The following is a 16,186-nucleotide window of genomic DNA, read 5'->3' as shown; positions in this document are numbered from 1 at the left end:
AGGGGAGAGATGACGCGCCGGCGCAGGGCTGCGTCGTTCGACATCGCGCCGCCGGTGGTGAGGGGCTCGATCATGCGCGCGCTGTTTCCCATCCGGACGATGCCTTCGCTGCCAGGACGATGGTGCTCGCGGCGCTGCGATGCTGCGGGTATGGGAGTCGGTCAGCGCGGCAGCGTGATGGTCGCGAGCAGCCCGCCTCCTGCCCGGTTCGCCAGCGTCACCTCGCCCTTCGCCTCGCGCACGATCGCGCGCGCCAGCGCAAGACCCAGCCCGATGCCGCCAGTGCTGCGGTTGCGTGAGGTCTCCAGCCGCGTGAACGCCTGGAACACGTCGCCCAGCCGGTCCTCCGGGATGCCCGGGCCGGTGTCTGCCACGCAGATCGAGACGGTCCGCGCCTCCGCCACCAGGCTCACTTCCGCGCCGCCGCCGTATTTGATCGCATTCTCGATCAGATTGCGCACCGCGCGGCGGATCAGCGAGGGTCGGAGCCTCAGGGGCAGCCGCGGCGCCTCGACGAAGACCACGTCGGCGCCCAGATCGCGGAAATCCTCGACCACCGCATCGACCAGAGCGGCGACGTCGACCTCGGTCGGCGCTTCGCTCGGGCGTCCTAGCCGTGCCAGCGACAGGATGTCGTCAAGCGTACGGTTCATCTCCGCAATCGTGTCCGCCATTTTCGCGCGGTCGGTCTCGTCCTCAACCGACTCGATCCGCACCCGCAGCGCGGCGAGCGGCGTGCGCAGATCGTGGCCGATCGCGCCCAGCATGCGGTCCTTCTCGTCGAGCATCCCCGTCACCCGCAGCCGCAGCGCGTTGAATGCCGCAATTAGGCGCGCCACATCCTCGGGTCCCCGCATCGCCAGCGCAGCGCCGGTATCGCCGGGTCCGAAATCCTCCGCCGCGCGCGTCAGGTCGCGCAAGGGCCGCGCGATGCGCCGCACCGCCCAGAGGACGGGAAGCAGGACGATGGCGTAGAGGATCGCCGTCTGTGCGAGCAACGCCAGCAGCAGTCGCGGGCCCGGCTGGGGCCAGGGCGCAACGATCCTCAGCCACCCGCGGCCGGGCTGCTCGACCGCGATCAGCAGCGTGTCGCCCGACCTTTCGCCATGCTGGCGCAGGTATTGCGGCGCGTCTTCGTCAGAGGAGGGGCGCAGCCCGGTGTCGATCCGGCCGACCTTGAGCCCGAGCTCGCCGAGCTGCCGCCGCAACTCGGCCCCGACCTCGGGATGACGTTCGAAGACGAACGGCGGGATGGGATTGGCGGCGCCACGCCGGACCCGGCCGCGGTCGGCCTCGACCGGACGCTCGCCGCGGGCCTCGCGCTCCAAAGCGTCGGCGATGCGGGTCGCGACGGGACGGGTAGCTTGCGCCAGCCGGAACTCGTTTCGCTCCCGCAGCAGCAGCGCGAAGTTGATTGCCTGCGCCACGAACAGCGCACAGGCGATCAGCAACGTCAGCTGGCCGGCCAGACTGCGCGGCCAGACCCTCACAACCGCGTGACTTCGGCGGCCAGCGTATACCCGCCACCCCACACCGTCTTGATGATGTCCGGGCTCTTCGGATCGCCCTCGATCTTGCGGCGCAGGCGGCTGACCTGGTTGTCAATCGCGCGGTCGAACGCCGCCGCCTCGCGCCCTTGCGTGAGGTCGAGCAGCTGGTCACGAGTCAGCACCTGCCGCGGCCGGGTGACGAGTGCATGGAGAAGGTTGTATTCGCCGGTCGACAGCGGCACCGACACGCCCTCGCGATCCACCAGCGTCCGCTCGCCGGATTTGAGCACCCAACCCGCAAAGGCATAGGAACCGCTCTCGGGCGCATGCTGCCGCGTGCCGCCCGCCTGCGTTCGCCGCAGCACCACCTTGGCCCGCGTAGCTAGTTCGCGCGGGGAAAAGGGTTTGACGACGTAATCGTCGGCGCCCATTTCCAGCCCGACGATGCGGTCGGTCTCCTCTGCGCGCGCGGTCAGCAGGATGACGGGCACCTCGCTGGTCGCAGCGATATGGCGGCACAGACTGAGGCCGTCCTCGCCCGGCATCATGATGTCGAGGATCACCAAGTCGATCGCATAGGCCGCCAATCGGGTGCGCGCTGCCTCGGCATCGCCGACCTGGGTGACGCGAAATCCCTGCTTGCCGAGATACACCGCCAGTGGTTCGCGGATCGAACGCTCGTCGTCGACGAGCAGGATATGCGGCATATCTCCCATGTCGTCGGACTGGAACATGCGCCGCCGCCTTGCAAGAGATGGGACGAGGGCGGTCGCAACGGACCGCCCTCGCGTGTTACTGCTGCGGTACCGGCGGCGGCGCCAACCGCCGGTACCGCATGCCTGCGATCTCGGCTTGGTCGATGCGACCATCGTGGTTGGTATCGGCGCGGTCGAATGCCGCCATCGCGCGAGCGCGTGCGGCATCGCGGGTCATCGCGGGCGGCGAACCCCCGACGGGGCGGGCGCCCGACGGCAGCGGCGGCGCGTCGCCATCCGCATTGCGCCGGTCGCGCAGGGTCGCGCGCATCGCTTCGCGTGCTGCGCGCATCTCGTCATGGCTGACGACGCCGTCGCGATCGCCATCCATCCGGTCGAACCGCATGTCCGACTGGGCCATCGCTTCATCGCGGGTGACGACGCCGTCGCCATTGGTGTCCGCGCGCATCAGCATCGCGCCGCGCATCGATCCGCCGTGTGGCGCCGCAGGCAGGGTATCGGGCGTCTGCGCCATCGCAGGAGCGGTACTCGCCACCAAGGCCAGCGCCAGGATCGTCCGTCGCATCGGGGAATCTCCACGTGCGCCCGGGCCGATCCCGAACCGCACCTGCACCCTATCGCGTCGTGCGGTCGCAGGCGTGTGTCGGCGGCGCGCGAAACTGTCGCAAATTGTAAGATTTCAGGCGAAAAGCGCAACGCTCTGCATGCCCTCGGCGACCAACTCGCCGTCGGCGTTCCACATTCGCATGATCTGGCTCGAACACCCACCTTGCGCATAATTCGATCGCGCCGAGAGCAGCCACCAGCCGTCACGGGTGCGCGGTTCCGCGGACAGCAGGTTGACGATCCACGTCAGCGAGCTGATCGGCGCGGGTTGCTTGCCGAGCAGACGGAACGCCGCCGGGGGCAGCGCATCCGCGATCGCCATCAGCTCGACCATCGGATCGAGCTCGTGATACGCACGCAGCCGCGCCCAGCGCAGCCATTCCGCTTCGCCCAGCGCGCGGCCGCCCGGCGCCTCCTTGAGGTCAAGAAAGTTGAAATTGCCGGTGAAGAAATCGTCGGGACCGGTATAAAGTTCGGCATTCCCCGCAGGTGCTTCGGCTCCGGCGGGCGTACGCCGATCCAGTGCGATCTGCGATACCTGCCCTGCCATGAAGACGAAGGTCGCGCGATAGCCGAGCCCCGCGTCCGACACGATATCCGCCTGCACGAACGCCGCATTGCGCCCGCGCCGCAGCCGCGTCGCCGACACCGTCACTTCGCCCGACAGGGGCCCCACGAAGCTCACCTGCGCCGATCGCAACGGGGGCAGATCGAGTTCGGACGCCATTGCCGCGTGCAGCGCCAGTGCGCTCGACAGCCCGCCGTAAGCCGTCCGCCCTTGCAACCAGTCGGCCGGGATCGCCACGCGAAAGCCGTCCTCAGTCGCCACCGCGCCTGACAGAATATCCGAGATCGGCGTCATGCACCCGCTTTCAATGTATCGCGCAACTCGCGCTTGAGCACCTTGCCGATCGCGCTGCGCGGCAGTTCGCCCACCGCGTGGAGCGCGGCCAGCCGTTGGGTCTTGCCCAGCTTGGCGTTCGTCCACGCCAAGATTGCCGCGCTGTCGGCGTCGCCTTGCGCAACATAAAAGCCGACCGGCGTCTCGCCCCAAGTTTCGCTCGGCACGCCAACGACCGCGCAGTCCGCGACATCGGGATGCTGCGCCAGCACCGCCTCCAGGTCGGAGGGGTAGATGTTGAACCCGCCCGAGATGATAAGGTCCTTCTTGCGGTCCATCAGCACCAGGAACCCGTCCGCATCGAAGCGCGCCAGGTCGCCGTGCCGAATGTATCGGTTGCCTTGCGCATCGTACCACTCGGCCTCGCGTGTCGCCTCGGCACGCCCATGATAGGCGGTCATCATAGCGCCCGATCTGCCGACGACTTCGCCGGTCTCACCGGGGACGACCTCATGGCCATCGTCGTCGATCAGTCGGATCTCGTGCCCGGGCAGCGGCTGTCCGACGGTGTGGAGCTTGTCCGGGTGCGCGGTCGCATTCAGCGCGCAGCTCGCCCCGCCTTCGGTCATCCCGTAATATTCGACCAGCAACCCGGGCCAGCGCGCAACGACATCGGCCTTCAACGCTGCGGGGAAGGGCGCGCTGGTGCAGGTCTTGAAGCGGAACGACGACAGGTCGAACGCGTCGAAATCGGCGAGCGCCATGATCCGCTGGTATTGGACGGGCACCAGCATCGTATGCGTCGCGCGGTGCTGCTGCGCCAACTCGACGTAACGCCGCGCATCGAACTTCGCTATCAGCACCGCGGTGCCGCCCCAGCCGATCGTCGGCAGGAAGGTGACCAGCGTCGTGTTCGAATAGAGCGGCGTCGCGACCATCGTCACTGCGGTGTCGAACCCGGCGGCCGAATTGCGCGACAGATGCTGCCAGCGCATCGCGTGGCTCTGGACGATTCCTTTGGGTGTGCCGGTGGTCCCCGACGAATAGATGATGTTAAACCCGTCCTCGGGCGCGATGCTCGCCGGCTTGGGCTTGGTATCCGGCGCCCAGCCATCCAGCGCTTCGAGCGGCACGGCCCTCGCCGAAACACATTCGATCGCACCGGTGTTGGCGGCATCGACGAACACGATCGGCGCACCGCAATCCGCAATCATCGCCGCGATCGCCCCCGGCGTTGCCGACGGCGCGATCGGCGCCGCCACGCACCCCGCCCGCAGCGCGCCCAGGAACACGCACGCCTGCGCCACACTCGGATGCGCCAGAATGGCGACCGCTTGCCCCTGCACGACGCCGTCGCGCTGGAGCCCCGCCGCGATTCGGTCCATCATCCGGTCCAGCGTCGCATAATCGATCGCACCCCGATCGTCCGCAATCGCGATCTTTTCGGGTCGTTCGAGCGCATGGGCGGAGACAAGTTCGGGAAGCGTCCCGAATTCGGTCGCGAGCAGGTCTTGCGCGGCGAACATAGGCGCAAAGCTAGGCGAAGGCTCCCGCGAATGCCACAGGTGGCGTCCCAAAAACAAGGGGGAAGCCTGCGACGACGAGCATGGACGTGATAGTTGCGATCGGCTCGTCCATGGTGCGGCAGCGATCCGCCAGCGCGGTCGCAGCGTCGATCCCTTCATTGCCGCGCGGCTGGGCTTCACCGCATAGCATTGAGATCAGCCAGGTGCTCTGATCGGCCTAACGCTATATTCAACGTTTTGGGGCATGCCGCTCACGGTCGGCTGCAAGGAGTTCCGCATGATTACCGTTGTCGCGGACCAGCCGCGCAAGCTGGTCAAGGTTCATATGGAAGGTTTTCTGACCGCCGAGGACGTCGCCGACTTCTCCCGCCGCGAACAGGCTGCCGTCCAGGCGATGGGTTTGGCGTCGGGCGAGTTCCTGCTGCCGATCAATACGGACGGCAACGTCATCCAGACCCAGGAGGTGATGCAAGCCTTCGAGATGCTCATTCACCACCCCCCGCTCAAGGCCAAGCGCCTCGCGGTGGTGCGATCCGGCGTGCTGACGCGCATGCAATCGCGCCGCATGACCAAGCTGCGAGAGGACGCGGCGGTGTTCGAGCATCTGGAGGATGCCAAGGCCTGGTTGTTCGAGACTCAGGCCGCAGCCGCCTGAACCCCGGTTACTCCGCCGATCGCCCCAACGCACGATCGTCGAACATCCCAAATAGCAGGGTCGAGGCATACATCGCGATCGCGCGCTCGCGCGGCATCGTGCCCGCCCATTTACGCATGTCGAACGCCGCATTTTGAAGCGCCATCAGCGCCTGCGCGGCAACAAGCGCGTCGATGGGGCGGCAGGATCCTTCGGCGATTCCGTCCATCATCGTCCCCGCATATCGCCGCGCGATCCGGTTCGATCGGTCGACCATTGCCGCGCGCACGTTGACCGGCAATCCGCTCAACGCCGTTGTTCGCAGCAACGGCCCACGCTCGGCAAATTGCACGTCGAGCAAGGTCGCGACCGCACTCGACAGGCGGTGCCAATGCGTTCCGCCCGCTTCGTCCGCTTGGGCTTGCGCATCCGCGATCGTGTCGAAGCTGCGCCGGTAGCAGGCGATCACCAGATCGTCCTTGGCGTCGAGATGGTGGTAGAAGCTGCCCTTGGTGACGTTCAGCTCGGACGCGATCCGTTGCACGCTGGCGCCGCGATAGCCCAATTGATTGATCAGCCGCGTCGCTGCCAGCAGGAATGCCGCGCGCCCGGGCTCGGCCTCCGCATGCGCCAAATCGATCGTGGCGGGTGCCCATTCCGCCCCAGGAGCCGCGATGCCGTGCGCGAACACGTCCATCAGCCGCGCTTCGACACGTGCGAACTGTTCGGGCTCGTAGCGCGGCAGCCATGCGGTCAGCCAGAAGCTGTTTTCCAGCAGAACATGCGCGCGTGCACCGTGCAGGTCGGTCTCCGCACGCGAGCGGGCGGGGCCCCACAGCCCGCGTGTCGTGCGGAACACCTTTTGCCACCCCGCCATCAGCCGGGTACGGATCGGGTCCTCGGTCGCGCGCAGGTCCGACAGGACCGCAAACGCGCGCTCCTCGCCGCGTTCGATCGCCGCCAGCCGCTCCATATTCAGCGACAGGAACCGCGCTACCCGCGCGCGCGGATCGCTCTCCTGCATCGCCGCATCGAGCATTGCCATCAGCCGGTCGAGGGTGTTCTCGAACGCCGCCGCCGCAAGCTCTTCCTTGCGCTTGAAATAGTAGGTTACGCTGGTCGTGTTGAGCCCGACGCGACGCGCGACGTCGGCGAAGGTCATGCCCTTCGCGCTCTGCTCGTTGATCGCCTCGGCCGCGGCGGCCAGGATCGCGTCGCGCTTCTGGCGAAAGCGCTTCGTGCCCTGATCTACGTCGACGGCCGTCCCCTCCGGTAAGTTCATCGACCGAATGTATCAGCTTCGTTTCGAAGGAACAGTGTTTTCTTGGCGCGCTCGTTGTACGGCGTACGAGCGAATGGCAGGGGCTTTACCGAAAAAGCGGTACGGTCTAAGTCGCGGTCGACGCACAGACCAGGAGCCGAACGGTGGACTTCACGCTCAACGAACGCGAGACGCATCTCCGTGACCGGGTGATGGACTTCATAGACCGCGAAATCCGCCCGCGGCAGCATGAGTATGACACGCAGAGCCACGAAGGCGAGCGCTGGAAGGTGATTCCCGTGATCGAGGAGGTCAAGGGGCGCGCCAAGGCGGCCGGGCTCTGGAACTTCTTCATGCCCCCGCACTCGGGACAGACCCACGTCGACGATACGTTCGAGTTCGAGGGCACCCAGCTTACCAATCTCGAATATGCGCTGTGCGCCGAGGAGATGGGCAAGATCGGCTGGGCCAGCGAATGCTTCAATTGCTCCGCCCCCGATACCGGCAACATGGAGGTGTTCCACCGCTACGGCACCGCCGACCAGAAGGAACGCTGGCTCCGCCCGCTGATGAATGGCGAGATCCGCTCCGCCTTCCTGATGACAGAGCCGCAGGTTGCCTCGTCCGACGCGACCAACATCGAGACCTCGATGGTTCGCGACGGCGACGACTACGTGATCAACGGCACCAAATGGTGGTCGAGCGGGGTCGGCGATCCGCGCTGCAAGATCGCCATCGTCATGGGCAAGACATCGACCGAGGGCTCACGGCACCAGCAGCAGTCACAGATACTCGTGCCGCTCGACACACCCGGCGTCACCATCAAGCGGATGCTGTCGGTCTACGGCTATGACGACGCGCCGCATGGGCACGGCGAGGTGGTACTGAGGGACGTTCGCGTGCCGGTCGAGAACCTGCTGCTTGGCGAGGGCAGGGGGTTCGAAATCGCGCAGGGGCGTCTTGGACCCGGCCGTATCCACCATTGCATGCGCACCATCGGCACCGCGGAGGTCGCGATCGAGGCGATGGCGCGGCGGCTGCTCAGCCGGGTGGCGTTCGGCAAGACGATCGCCAGCCATTCGGTGTGGGAGGAGCGAATCGCACGCGCCAGGATCGACATCGAGATGACGCGGCTGCTGTGCTTGAAGGCGGCCGACATGATGGATCGTGCGGGCAACAAATCGGCGCAACTCGAGATCGCAATGATCAAGGTGCAGGCGCCGACCATGGCACTCAAGATCATCGACGACGCGGTGCAGGCGCATGGTGGCGCGGGCGTGTGCCAAGATTTCGGATTGGCTAAAGCCTGGTCGGGACAGCGCACGCTTCGGCTGGCGGACGGGCCGGACGAGGTCCACGCTCGCTCGATCGCGCGACACGAGTTCGGCAAATACGGCGACTGGAAGGCGCTCGTGGCGGCGCGGTAGGATGAAGGCTGCCGTCCTCCTCGAAGCCGGAACGCCCCTCAGCATCGAGGACGTGACCGTCTCCAAGCCGCAAGCCCACGAGGTCCTGATCCGCACCGCCGCGGTCGGGGTATGCCGTAGCGATCTCCACTTCGTCGACGGCGCCTACCCGCACGCCATGCCGACAATCCCGGGCCACGAGGCGGCAGGCATCGTCGAGCAGGTCGGCGATGAGGTGACGTCGGTCAAGGTCGGCGACCATGTCGTCACCTGCCTTTCCGCTTTTTGCGGCCATTGCGAGTTCTGCGTCACCGGCCGGATGTTCCTGTGCATCGACTCCAGCGTCCGCCGTTCGAAGAAAGCGCCGCCTCGGCTGATGCTCGGCGACCGGCCGATCGCGCAGATGCTCAACCTGTCGGCCTACGCCGAACAGATGCTGGTCCACGAACACGCCTGTGTCGCGATCGACCCGGAAATGCCGCTCGACCGTGCCTGTCTGCTTGGGTGCGCGGTAACGACGGGAGCCGGGGCGGTGTTCAACACCACCGATGTGACCCCGGGCGAAACGGTGTGCATCGTCGGTTGCGGCGGCATCGGCCTCGCCGCCGTCAACGCCGCCAGGATCGCGGGCGCGGGCAAGATCATCGCGCTCGATCCGGTCCCCGAAAAGCGCGCCCTCGCGGAGAAACTGGGGGCGACCCACACGATCGACGCCTTGTCCGACACTGCCGCCGACGAGGTCGTCGCGATCACGAAAGGCGGCGTCCACCACGCGATCGAGGCGGTCGGCCGCCCGCAATCCGCCGCCACCGCGGTCAAGGTCCTCCGCCGCGGCGGGGCGGCGACGATCCTCGGCATGATGCCGCTAGGCGAGAAGGTCGGCCTGTCGGCGCTGGACCTGCTCTCGGGCAAGCGGCTCCAGGGCGGCTTCATGGGCTCGAACCGCTTTCCCGTCGATCTGCCGCGCCTCGTCGACTTCTACCAGCGCGGCCTGCTCGACCTCGACACGATCATTGCCGAGCGCATGCCGCTGGAACGCATCAACCACGCCTTCGACGAACTCCGCAAAGGCGACGCCACCCGCAGTGTCGTGGTGTTCTCGTGAGCGAAGCATCCGCCAGTATGGAAGGCACGCTGCCCGTCGGCGACAAGGACCGGCTCGACCTTGGGGCGTTGTCCGCCTGGATGCAGGCCAATGTCGAAGGCTTCGCCGGACCGCTCACTTACGCCAAGTTCGCCGGCGGCCAGTCCAACCCCACCTACCGCCTCGACACGCCAACCCGCGCCTACGTGTTGCGCCGCAAACCGTTCGGCCCGATCCTCCCCAGCGCCCACGCGGTCGACCGCGAATACCGCGTCATCGCCGGTCTCCACCCCACCGGTTTCCCGGTCCCGCGTCCCTACGGTCTGTGCGAAGACTCCGAAATCCTCGGCGCGGCCTTCTATGTCATGGAGATGGTCGAAGGCCGGACGATCTGGGACGGCAGCATGCCCGGCGCGACGCCCCATCAACGCCGCGCGCATTACGAAGCCGTCGTCGACACGCTCGCCGCACTCCATTCGGTCGACTACGCCGGCGCAGGCCTGGAGAGCTACGGCAAGCCCGGCAATTACTTCGAACGCCAGGTCGCGCGCTGGACCAAACAGTACAAGGCCGCCGAGACGGAGACCATGCCCAGCGTCGAGCATCTGATCGAATGGTTGCCCCGCACCCTCCCCGAACAGACCCGCACCTCGATCGTCCACGGCGACTACCGCATCGACAACATGATCTTCGCCAAGGATGAGCCGAAGGTCACCGCCGTCCTCGACTGGGAACTGTCGACGCTGGGCGACCCGCTCGCCGACTTCTCGTACCTCCTGATGAGCTGGGTAACCGAGCCCGAAGGCCGCTCCGGCGTCCTGGGCCTGACCGGCTCCGAAACCGGTATCCCGACGATAGAGGAGGTCGTCGCCCGCTACTGCGCCGCCACGGGGCGCGACGGCCTCCCGGACCTTAACTGGTATTTCGCCTACAATCTCTTCCGCCTCACTGGCATCGTTCAGGGCATCAAGAAACGCGTCGAACTCGGCACCGCGTCGAGCGCGCAGGCGGAGAAGTCGGCTGCGGGAGTCTACCGCCTGGCCGACGCAGCCTGGGGCTTCGCGGTGAAGGCAGGCGCATGAAGCTCTTCGACCTGACCGGCAAGGTCGCCATTATCACCGGCTCGTCGCGCGGCATCGGTCGCGCGAGCGCCGAGGCGCTGGCCGAATACGGCGCCAAGGTCGTCATCTCCAGCCGCAAGCAGGACGCGTGCGACGCTGTCGCGGCCGAATTGAACGCGCGGTATGGCGAGGGAACCGCAATCGCCGTCGCGGCGAGCATCTCGGACAAGGCCGCGCTCCAGCACCTCGTCGATACGACCCGCGCCAGCTTCGGCGCCATCGATGTCCTCGTCTGCAACGCCGCGTCGAATCCCTATTACGGTCCGATGGAGGGGATCGCCGACGATCAGTTCCGCAAAATCCTCGACAACAACATCGTCTCCAATTTGTGGCTGATCGCGATGGTCGCGCCCGAGATGCGCGAGCGCCGCGAAGGCTCGATCGTCATCGTCTCCTCGATCGGGGGATTGCGCGGATCGCCGGTGATCGGCGCCTATTGCGTGTCGAAAGCCGCCGACATGCAACTCGCCCGCAACTTGGCGGTCGAATACGGCCCCCACAACGTCCGCGTGAACTGCATCGCCCCCGGATTGATCAAGACCGACTTCGCCCGCGCATTGTGGGAAGACCCCGACCGGATCAAGGCGGCGAATGCAAGCGTGCCGCTCCGCCGCATCGGCGAGCCGCACGAGATCGCGGGCGCGGTGGTGTACCTGGCGTCGTCCGCGAGCACCTTCATGACCGGGCAGACGATGGTCGTCGACGGCGGCGTGACGATCTGAACCGGAGGACGACCATGCGCTTTGCCAACAAATCCATGGTCGTCACCGGCGCCGGCTCGGGGATCGGCCGCGCCGCCGCGCTCCTGTTCGCGCGTGAAGGCGGACAGGTCGTCGCCGCCGACGTCACCGATGCGGCGGAGCAAACGGCCGCCGCGATTCAAGCCGCAGGCGGCGTAGCGCGCGCGGTTCGCATGGACGCGGGCATTGAGCAGGACGTGATCCGCACCGTCGCGCTTGCCTGCGAAGCCCACGGCGGCCTCGACATCATGTTCGCCAACGCGGGCATATCGGGCGGCATGGCCAACATCTTCGACACCGACGTCGCGCTCATCACCGAAGTGCTCCGCGTCAACCTGATCGGCCCGTTCCTGGCGGTCAAGCACGCCGCCCCGAAGATCGCCGAACGGGGCGGCGGTGCGATCGTGCTGACCGCCAGCGTCGCCGGCATCCGCTCGGGCGCGGGCTCGCCCGCTTACTCCGCGTCGAAGGCGGGCGTCATCAACCTCACGCAGGTCTCGGCACAACAACTGAGCGGCTCGGGCGTTCGCGTCAACGCGATCTGCCCCGGCCTTACCGAAACCGGCATGACCAAACCGACCTTCGACTATGCGCGCGAGGCAGGCAAGATCGACCGCATCGGCCGCCTCAACCCGCTTCGTCGCGGCGCGCAGCCCGCGGAACTGGCTGAAGTCGCCGCCTTCCTCGCCTCCGACGCCGCCAGCTACGTCAACGGCCAGGCGATCGCGGTGGATGGCGGGCTCTCGTCGAGCCATCCCGTGATAAAACAGGAATACGGCAGAACCGCGGTCTAGGCCGCCGCCTGCGTTTGCGCGAACCCGCTGAAATAGCCGCGCAAAGTCGAGTCGGCGATCGGCGCGACGAGGGCGGCGACATCGTCGGCGATCTTGCCTTCGCCGGTGAGCGGGGCGCCCGGCTGATACCCCATGCTCCACGCCGAGAAGGTGCGCTCGGTGATCGCCTGGTCGGCCAGTATAACCGCCGCAAAGTGCCGCGGGTCTGCGCGGATGCGCTCGTAGGTCGCGCGCACCGCATCGTCGGGCCCTTCCAGGGCCTGGAGAAACCGCCGACCGCCGACGACCAGCAGCCCGGTGACCCCGACCGCGGCATTGTTGGCGCGCGATACCCGTAGGATGCGATCGAGCTGCTCGGGCAGGATCGGGGTTCGGGAGGTACTGATGTAGAGAAGCCGGCGCATGCCCCGCGATTCCTTTCGCGATGTCGAACGCGAATGGATCTAGAGGCGCTCCGCGAACAATTTCTTAACGTCGCGGCGATCCAGATCAGGGCCCCAGATCAGCGCCCCAGATCAGCGCCGTAGCCGGATGAGCCCTTCCTGCGCCACGCTGGCGACCAGCCGTCCATCCCGCGCGTAGATCGTGCCGCGATTGAAACCGCGCGCATGCCCGCTCCACGGGCTGTCGGTCGCGTAGAGCAGCCAATCGTCGACGCGGAAGTCCTCATGGAACCAGATCGCGTGGTCGAGGCTGGCGGGCTGGAGGTTGCCGGACATCCAATTGACCCCGTGCGGCAGCGTACAGGTGCCGAGCAGCGTCATGTCCGATGCGTAAGCCAGGATCGCACGGTGCATCGCGCTGTCTTCACCGATCGGCGAGGTCAGCCGGAACCAGCTCGCCTGACGCGGTTCGGCCGGCTGCGGGTTCGCCCACGATCGTGGCTGGACCGGGCGGATCTCGATCGGGCGTGCGCGCAGCATGTGGCGGCGGAACTTTTCGGGGATGTCATTCACCGACGCGGCGCGCAGGTCGCGGTCCGACGCGAGCGCCTCCGGCGGCGGCACGTCGGGCATCGTGTCCTGATGCGCCAGGCCCTCCTCGGGCACCTGGAAGGAGGCCGCCAGATTGAGGATCGGGCTCCCTCGCTGCAGCGCGATCACGCGCCGGGTCGCGAAGCTGCGACCTTCGAAATCGCGCACGACGCGGTAGACGATCGGCAGGTCTTCATCACCCGCACGCATGAAATAGGCGTGGAGCGAATGCGCGGTCTTGGGCGGGTCGACCGAGCCTTGCGCCGCCTGCAATGCCTGCGCGATCACCTGTCCCCCGAACACCCGACCGACGCCACCGGGTTGACGCGCGCCTCGGTAGAGGTCGGTGTCGATCTCTTCGACGTCGAGCAGGTCGACCAGCGCCTGGGTCAGAGCCTCGGGCGGCGTCTCGGCAGGCGTGTTCAGGTCCATCAATACCCCGCCGCGACTGCCAGCCGGTCGGCGTGGAAGTTGGCGTCGCCGAACAGCTCGGCAAGCACGCGGGCGCGCTTCATGTAGAAGCCGATGTCGTATTCGTCGGTCATGCCGATGCCGCCATGCATCTGGACGCCTTCTTGGACCGACAGGGTGGTGGCGAGCGCGGTCATCGCCTTGGCGACCGACACTGCGGCGTCGGCCTTCTCCGATCCGGCATCGAGCAGCTGCTGCGCCTTGAGCACCGCGGCGCGCGCGACCTCCATTTCGCTGTAGAGGTGCGCGGCGCGGTGCTGGAGCGCCTGGAACGATCCGATCAGCTGGCCGAACTGCTTGCGCTCCTTGAGGTAACCGACGGTGCGGTCCATCGCGCCCCCGCCGACGCCCAGCATCTCCGCCGACGCGCCCGCGCAGCCTGCGCGCAGCAGGCGGTCGAGCCCCTCGCGCCCGCCGTCGACTTCGCCGATGACCGCGTCGGCGTCGAGCTCGATCTTCTCGAAGGTCGCGCTTATGGCGATGCTCGCATCCGCCAATCGTTCCGGCGTCGTAACGACTCCGGGAGTGTCGCGCGGCACCGCGAACAGCGTTACGCCGTCGTGGTCTTCGTCCCCCCCAGCGGTGCGCGCGGCGACGATCAGCAGGTCGGCGACATGGCCGTGGATCACGAAGCGTTTCTTGCCCGACAGCATGAAGCCGTTGCCCGAGCGTTCGGCCTTCATTGCAAGTCGCCCGCCGTGTTTGGCACGTTCGTCGATGGCGAGCGCCGCGACGGTGTCCCCCGCGACGATGCCTGGGAACCAGCGGTCGGCATGGGCGGTGCCCTTGAGCGCCGCGACCGCTGCGACCGAGGTGGTGAGGAACGGGGAGGGGGACAGGTTGCGGCCGATCTCCTCCAGCACGATCCCCGCCTCGACATGGCCGAGACCCAAACCGCCGTGGTCCTCGCCGATCATCAGGCCGGTAAAGCCCATTTCGGCGAACTGCTTCCACAGGTCACGCGAGAAGCCGGTCGGATCGTCGGCGTCGCGAAGTGCGCGCATGTGGCTGACGGGGGCGGCATCGGCGATGAAATCGCGGATCGTGTCCTGGAGGGCGGTCTGGTCGTCGTCTAGGTAGAGGGGCATGTGTATCTCCATAGCCCTCTCCCTTCGGGAGAGAGTTGGGTGAGGGTGACTACCGCGTCGCCCTCACCCTTCCGCCGCGTTCCGCGGCTCCTTCCCTCTCCCGGAGGGAGAGGGACGTCAGGGCTAAGCCCCCGGCAGCTCCAATATCCGCTTGGCGATAATGTTGAGCTGGATTTCGCTCGTCCCGCCCTCGATCGAGTTCGCCTTGCTGCGCAGCCACGAGCGCGCGGCACCACCGCCGCGCGATGCCTCGCTCTCCCATTCGAGGGCCTCCGACCCGCCCGCCGCCATGATGAGCTCGTTGCGGGTCTTGTTCAGCTCGGTGCCGTAATATTTCATCATGCTCGGTTGCGCCGGATGCGCGCGGCCGGCCTTGAGCTCGTCGATGAAGCGCTCGCTCATCGCCCCGAACGCCTTCGCGCGCACCTCGAACAAGGCGATCCCGGCGCGGAGCAGCGGGTCGGCGAGGCGGCCGTCGTGCCCGACCCCGACCGTCGCGAGCGCGCCCGCGACCAGCGGGTTCTCGCCCTGGCCGCCGAGCCCCATGCCCGAGATCATCTCGCGCTCGTGGCCGAGCAGATATTTGGCGACGTCCCAGCCCTTGTTCTCGTCGTGGACGCGGTTAGCCTTGGGCACCTTCACATTGTCGAAGAAGGTCTCGCAGAACGGCGAATTGCCGCTGATGAGCAGGATCGGTTTGGTCGAGACCCCCTCGCTCGCCATGTCGAACAGGACGAAGCTGATGCCGCCCTGCTTGCTCGTCTTGTCGGTGCGGACCAGGCAGAAAATCCAGTCGGCCTGGTCGGCGTAGCTGGTCCACACCTTCTGCCCGTTGACGATGTAATGATCGCCGCCGTCCTCCGCCGACGTTGCCAGCCCGGCGAGGTCGGAGCCGGCGTTGGGTTCCGAATAGCCTTGGCACCAGCGGATTTCGCCGCGCGCGATCTTGGTGAGATGGTCGAGCTTCTGTTCTTCGGTGCCGTATTTCAGCAGCGCGGGTCCGAGCATCGAGATGCCGAAGCTGTTCAGGGGATTGCGCGCGCGGATCGCGGCCATTTCCTCGCGCAGCACCTTAGTCTCGGCGGGGGAGAGGCCGCCGCCGCCATAGGCCTTGGGCCAGTCGGGCACGGTCCAGCCGCGTGCTGCCATGCGGTCGAGCCAGTCCTTCTGCGCTGGGGAAGACGGCTGGAAGTTGCGGCCGCCCCAGCAGACGTCCTTTTCGGATTTCGGGGGTTGGCGCATCTCGGGCGGGCAGTTTTCGGCAAGCCAGGCGCGGGTTTCGGTGCGGAAGGTTTCGAGGTCGGTCATGGTCTCATGCCTCTCCGTCAAGATTGTTTGCCTACATTCGTCACCCCGGCCTTGTGCCGGGGTCCAGCGTTCGGCCGGGCCATGTGCTTCATTGTCGAGGCCATGGCCCAGCCGCACCCTGGACCC

The 16,186-nt window shown here is 67.0% G+C and carries 16 protein-coding genes; 6 read left to right on the top strand and 10 right to left on the bottom strand.

Annotation, left to right across the window (positions count from 1 at the left end; translation table 11 throughout):
* Nucleotides 1-161 precede the first annotated feature (161 nt).
* From ACE5C1_RS02030 to ACE5C1_RS02010, 5 genes are all read right to left on the bottom strand, one after another.
* Complete coding sequence (locus tag ACE5C1_RS02030) at nt 162-1,490, bottom strand: ATP-binding protein (RefSeq protein ID WP_374942392.1); 1,329 nt, start codon at nt 1,488-1,490, stop codon at nt 162-164.
* On the bottom strand, nt 1,487-2,206 hold the full coding sequence (locus ACE5C1_RS02025; RefSeq protein WP_374942412.1) for a response regulator: 720 nt from the start codon (nt 2,204-2,206) through the stop codon (nt 1,487-1,489). Before ACE5C1_RS02025 ends, ACE5C1_RS02030 begins: the two co-directional genes overlap by 4 nt.
* 76 nt (nt 2,207-2,282) lie before the next feature.
* Nucleotides 2,283-2,771: a hypothetical protein gene (locus ACE5C1_RS02020; protein ID WP_374942391.1), complete on the bottom strand. Its 489-nt coding sequence runs from the start codon at nt 2,769-2,771 to the stop codon at nt 2,283-2,285.
* A gap of 114 nt (nt 2,772-2,885) precedes the next feature.
* Nucleotides 2,886-3,674, bottom strand: coding sequence for a thioesterase family protein (locus tag ACE5C1_RS02015; RefSeq protein WP_374942390.1), 789 nt, complete (start codon nt 3,672-3,674; stop codon nt 2,886-2,888).
* On the bottom strand, nt 3,671-5,179 hold the full coding sequence (locus tag ACE5C1_RS02010; protein WP_374942389.1) for a class I adenylate-forming enzyme family protein: 1,509 nt from the start codon (nt 5,177-5,179) through the stop codon (nt 3,671-3,673). Before ACE5C1_RS02010 ends, ACE5C1_RS02015 begins: the two co-directional genes overlap by 4 nt.
* Nucleotides 5,180-5,456: 277 nt before the next feature.
* On the opposite strand from ACE5C1_RS02010, the gene ACE5C1_RS02005 reads away from it, so the two are divergent.
* Nucleotides 5,457-5,834 (top strand): hypothetical protein, encoded by a 378-nt coding sequence (locus ACE5C1_RS02005; RefSeq protein ID WP_374942388.1) that lies wholly within the window; start codon nt 5,457-5,459, stop codon nt 5,832-5,834.
* Between the two features lie 7 nt (nt 5,835-5,841).
* Here the strand turns inward: ACE5C1_RS02005 and ACE5C1_RS02000 are convergent, their stop codons facing one another.
* Complete coding sequence (locus ACE5C1_RS02000) at nt 5,842-7,095, bottom strand: TetR/AcrR family transcriptional regulator (RefSeq protein WP_374942387.1); 1,254 nt, start codon at nt 7,093-7,095, stop codon at nt 5,842-5,844.
* Nucleotides 7,096-7,238: 143 nt separating this feature from the next.
* On the opposite strand from ACE5C1_RS02000, the gene ACE5C1_RS01995 reads away from it, so the two are divergent.
* From ACE5C1_RS01995 to ACE5C1_RS01975, 5 genes are read left to right on the top strand one after another with little or no spacing between them, the layout of a single operon-like run.
* A complete protein-coding gene (locus tag ACE5C1_RS01995) occupies nt 7,239-8,501 on the top strand; it encodes an acyl-CoA dehydrogenase family protein (protein ID WP_374942386.1) in 1,263 nt (420 codons plus the stop codon).
* A gap of 1 nt (nt 8,502) precedes the next feature.
* The gene (locus ACE5C1_RS01990) at nt 8,503-9,585 is read left to right on the top strand and encodes a Zn-dependent alcohol dehydrogenase (protein WP_374942385.1); all 1,083 of its coding nucleotides are present in this window, start codon (nt 8,503-8,505) and stop codon (nt 9,583-9,585) included.
* Between the two features lie 17 nt (nt 9,586-9,602).
* A complete protein-coding gene (locus ACE5C1_RS01985) occupies nt 9,603-10,646 on the top strand; it encodes a phosphotransferase family protein (RefSeq protein WP_374942411.1) in 1,044 nt (347 codons plus the stop codon).
* A complete protein-coding gene (locus ACE5C1_RS01980) occupies nt 10,643-11,407 on the top strand; it encodes an SDR family NAD(P)-dependent oxidoreductase (protein ID WP_374942384.1) in 765 nt (254 codons plus the stop codon). The genes ACE5C1_RS01985 and ACE5C1_RS01980 overlap by 4 nt, the downstream gene beginning before the upstream one ends.
* Before the next feature lie 14 nt (nt 11,408-11,421).
* On the top strand, nt 11,422-12,219 hold the full coding sequence (locus ACE5C1_RS01975) for an SDR family NAD(P)-dependent oxidoreductase (protein ID WP_374942383.1): 798 nt from the start codon (nt 11,422-11,424) through the stop codon (nt 12,217-12,219).
* Here ACE5C1_RS01975 and ACE5C1_RS01970 read toward each other — a convergent pair.
* The 4 genes from ACE5C1_RS01970 to ACE5C1_RS01955 all read right to left on the bottom strand — a co-directional run bounded on the left by ACE5C1_RS01970 (nt 12,216) and on the right by ACE5C1_RS01955 (nt 16,060).
* The gene (locus ACE5C1_RS01970) at nt 12,216-12,623 is read right to left on the bottom strand and encodes a BLUF domain-containing protein (RefSeq protein ID WP_374942382.1); all 408 of its coding nucleotides are present in this window, start codon (nt 12,621-12,623) and stop codon (nt 12,216-12,218) included. The two genes, ACE5C1_RS01975 and ACE5C1_RS01970, sit on opposite strands and share 4 nt — an antisense overlap.
* 111 nt (nt 12,624-12,734) lie before the next feature.
* On the bottom strand, nt 12,735-13,625 hold the full coding sequence (locus ACE5C1_RS01965; RefSeq protein ID WP_374942381.1) for an acyl-CoA thioesterase: 891 nt from the start codon (nt 13,623-13,625) through the stop codon (nt 12,735-12,737).
* Nucleotides 13,625-14,752, bottom strand: coding sequence for an acyl-CoA dehydrogenase family protein (locus ACE5C1_RS01960; protein WP_374942380.1), 1,128 nt, complete (start codon nt 14,750-14,752; stop codon nt 13,625-13,627). Before ACE5C1_RS01960 ends, ACE5C1_RS01965 begins: the two co-directional genes overlap by 1 nt.
* A gap of 123 nt (nt 14,753-14,875) precedes the next feature.
* Complete coding sequence (locus tag ACE5C1_RS01955; protein WP_374942379.1) at nt 14,876-16,060, bottom strand: acyl-CoA dehydrogenase family protein; 1,185 nt, start codon at nt 16,058-16,060, stop codon at nt 14,876-14,878.
* Nucleotides 16,061-16,186 lie beyond the last annotated feature (126 nt).

Origin of the sequence: Sphingomonas sp. (genome assembly GCF_964263785.1) — a bacterium.
Taxonomy (GTDB): Bacteria; Pseudomonadota; Alphaproteobacteria; order Sphingomonadales; family Sphingomonadaceae; genus Sphingomonas.
The sequence above is the reverse complement of the archived record's forward strand: the minus strand, read 5'-3'. Positions and strand labels throughout refer to the sequence as shown.

Bases quoted from the DNA above. Each gene is read 5' to 3' on its own strand.
- ACE5C1_RS01985 (WP_374942411.1), top strand. From the start codon at position 9,603: ATGGAAGGCACGCTGCCCGTCGGCGACAAGGACCGGCTCGACCTTGGG.
- ACE5C1_RS01980 (WP_374942384.1), top strand. From the start codon at position 10,643: ATGAAGCTCTTCGACCTGACCGGCAAGGTCGCCATTATCACCGGCTCG.
- ACE5C1_RS02010 (WP_374942389.1), bottom strand. From the start codon at position 5,179: ATGTTCGCCGCGCAAGACCTGCTCGCGACCGAATTCGGGACGCTTCCC.
- ACE5C1_RS01970 (WP_374942382.1), bottom strand. From the start codon at position 12,623: ATGCGCCGGCTTCTCTACATCAGTACCTCCCGAACCCCGATCCTGCCC.
- ACE5C1_RS02000 (WP_374942387.1), bottom strand. From the start codon at position 7,095: ATGAACTTACCGGAGGGGACGGCCGTCGACGTAGATCAGGGCACGAAG.
- ACE5C1_RS01955 (WP_374942379.1), bottom strand. From the start codon at position 16,060: ATGACCGACCTCGAAACCTTCCGCACCGAAACCCGCGCCTGGCTTGCC.
- ACE5C1_RS01960 (WP_374942380.1), bottom strand. From the start codon at position 14,752: ATGCCCCTCTACCTAGACGACGACCAGACCGCCCTCCAGGACACGATC.
- ACE5C1_RS02025 (WP_374942412.1), bottom strand. From the start codon at position 2,206: ATGGGAGATATGCCGCATATCCTGCTCGTCGACGACGAGCGTTCGATC.
- ACE5C1_RS02005 (WP_374942388.1), top strand. From the start codon at position 5,457: ATGATTACCGTTGTCGCGGACCAGCCGCGCAAGCTGGTCAAGGTTCAT.
- ACE5C1_RS01965 (WP_374942381.1), bottom strand. From the start codon at position 13,625: ATGGACCTGAACACGCCTGCCGAGACGCCGCCCGAGGCTCTGACCCAG.
- ACE5C1_RS01990 (WP_374942385.1), top strand. From the start codon at position 8,503: ATGAAGGCTGCCGTCCTCCTCGAAGCCGGAACGCCCCTCAGCATCGAG.
- ACE5C1_RS02020 (WP_374942391.1), bottom strand. From the start codon at position 2,771: ATGCGACGGACGATCCTGGCGCTGGCCTTGGTGGCGAGTACCGCTCCT.
- ACE5C1_RS02015 (WP_374942390.1), bottom strand. From the start codon at position 3,674: ATGACGCCGATCTCGGATATTCTGTCAGGCGCGGTGGCGACTGAGGAC.
- ACE5C1_RS01975 (WP_374942383.1), top strand. From the start codon at position 11,422: ATGCGCTTTGCCAACAAATCCATGGTCGTCACCGGCGCCGGCTCGGGG.